This is a genomic window from Actinotalea ferrariae, from assembly GCF_019733465.1.
Classification (GTDB): Bacteria; Actinomycetota; Actinomycetes; order Actinomycetales; family Cellulomonadaceae; genus Actinotalea; species Actinotalea ferrariae_A.
The window spans coordinates 1-1,850 of sequence record NZ_JACVQL010000250.1; the positions used below are offsets into that span (position 1 = coordinate 1).

Annotated in this window: 3 protein-coding genes; all 3 read left to right on the top strand. The window is 74.9% G+C overall.

The window, feature by feature from the left end:
* Positions 1-484: hypothetical protein (locus ICW40_RS16925; RefSeq protein ID WP_221655182.1), on the top strand; the 484-nt coding region annotated here is incomplete at its 5' end.
* Positions 481-1,500 carry a pre-toxin TG domain-containing protein gene (locus ICW40_RS16930; protein ID WP_221655183.1) on the top strand — a complete coding sequence of 340 codons (1,020 nt, stop codon included), beginning with the start codon at positions 481-483 and terminating at the stop codon, positions 1,498-1,500. The genes ICW40_RS16925 and ICW40_RS16930, both read left to right, overlap by 4 nt.
* The coding region (locus tag ICW40_RS16935; protein WP_221655184.1) for a hypothetical protein at positions 1,497-1,850 on the top strand (354 nt) is incomplete at its 3' end. The genes ICW40_RS16930 and ICW40_RS16935, both read left to right, overlap by 4 nt.

Genomic DNA, 1,850 nt, shown 5'->3' on the forward strand with positions numbered 1-1,850 from the left:
GGCTGGCGCTGCCGGGGCGGCCGGCGGCACGACGTCGTCCGCCGACGGCGCGACGGGGCGGCCGCAGCTGGTGGTCCCCGGCCCGGCGCGGCGCATCACGGGCGCGGTGCTCTCGTCGCTGCTCGCGACGCTGACCATGGCGGGGATCCTCGAGCAGGCGTGGCTGTGGGTCGCGGCCTTCGCCGTGCTGCTCGCCGTCCGCCTGCTGCGCACCACGGAGCGGTGGATCCCGGCCCTCGAGCGCTGGCGCCGCATCGCCGCCGTGCTGCCCGCGTGGGCGCGCCTCATCGCGCTGTGGGTCCTGTCCCGCGTCGCGGTCGAGGCGATCTCGAACGACCTCATCGGCAGCTACAGCGCGCTCGGCGCGTTCGTGCTGCTCAGCATCGTCGTCGTGTTCGCGGTGTTCCCGGGCGAGCCACGGCCCGCGCCGGACGCGGCGGACGGCTCCCCGGCGCCGCGCACGACCGGGCCGGGTGCGGCATGAGGCCCGAGGGCCGGCTGGTCCGGCTGCACCGCTCGCTCACCCCGACCACGCGCCGGGTGCTGCGGGGCGCCCAGCTGCTCGTCGCCGTGCTCACGACGGTCGCGATCGTCGACGTCGTGGCCGCGCAGCCGGCGGCGGCGGACAACTGCTCGGTGTTCACCGACTGCTTCGGCGTCGCGAACTCCGCGATCGAGGCGGCGTTCGGGCTGTCGCTGCTCGCGGTCCTGTCGATGGTGCTCGACTTCGTGCCGGTCGTCGGGACCGTCAAGGGCGTCGTCGAGGCGATCACGGGACGCGACCTGCTGACCGGCCAGGAGCTCGCGGCCTGGGAGCGCGCGCTCGGCGTGCTGCCGCTGCTCGGCGGTCTCGGCGCCCTCGGCGCGCTGAGCCGGATGGGGCGCAACGTGCCGACCGTCCGTCCGCCGCACGGCACCCGGTACACGCTGCCGTCGAACACCCCGCAGCTCTCGGCGTACAGGGCGCAGAACGTCACGCCCGCCCAGCGCGCGCGGCTCTCCGAGGAGCTCGGCGAGATCGGCGGCATGAGTTACGTCCGTGACGTCGCGGGCAATCCGAACGTGTCGATCCTGCGGCCGACGTCGTCCGCGGACGTCGCCGACCTCGTGCGCCGGTTCGAGGACGGGGTCCCGTGGGACGACGCCGTCGCCTTCGGCGGGCGGAACGCGACCAACCTCGTGTACTTCGACGGCAAGACGCTGCACATCATCGAGGCGAAGGGCGGGTCGGGGCGGTACATCGACCGGGAGTCGGTGTCCGTGCTGCCCAACGGCGGGCGCATCTCGCAGACCGACCCGCAGTACCCGCGCGACGTCGCGGCGGACATGTCCTCGTCCAGCCGCACCGACGGCCGCAACGAGATCGGCGACCTCATCGAGGACGCGTACGCCGCTGACCAGGTCCGCTACGTCGGGGTGCGCACCGGGCCGTACGACCAGCTAGTCAACGGCACCCCGGACACCGTCGTCGAGAACGTCTTCAGGGAGCCGCGACCATGACCCGTCCCTACGCCCACCAGCCCGAGGCCGACTGGGCCGCGCGCCGCTACCAGCGGTGCGTCAAGGGTCTCGGCATCGTCCAGCAGACCGTCGCCCGTCCGCAGGGCGCCGACGTCGGCATCTACGACGCGGGCATGGACGACGCGCTCGAGGCCGCGGCGTGGGGCTGGTTCCTCGAGGAGCCGGTCGACGCGCTCCGCGCGCACCTCGCCGTCGGCGACACCCTCGTTCGTCAGGTGCTCGCCGGCCCGGAGGGCCGCGACCCGCAGCTGCACAGCGTCGAGCGCTGGGTCGCGGCGGCGCTGCTGGCCGGCGACCCGGCGACGGCCGCCGAGGCGGGCCGCCGCGCG

Bases quoted from the DNA above. Each gene is read 5' to 3' on its own strand.
- ICW40_RS16930 (WP_221655183.1), top strand. From the start codon at position 481: ATGAGGCCCGAGGGCCGGCTGGTCCGGCTGCACCGCTCGCTCACCCCG.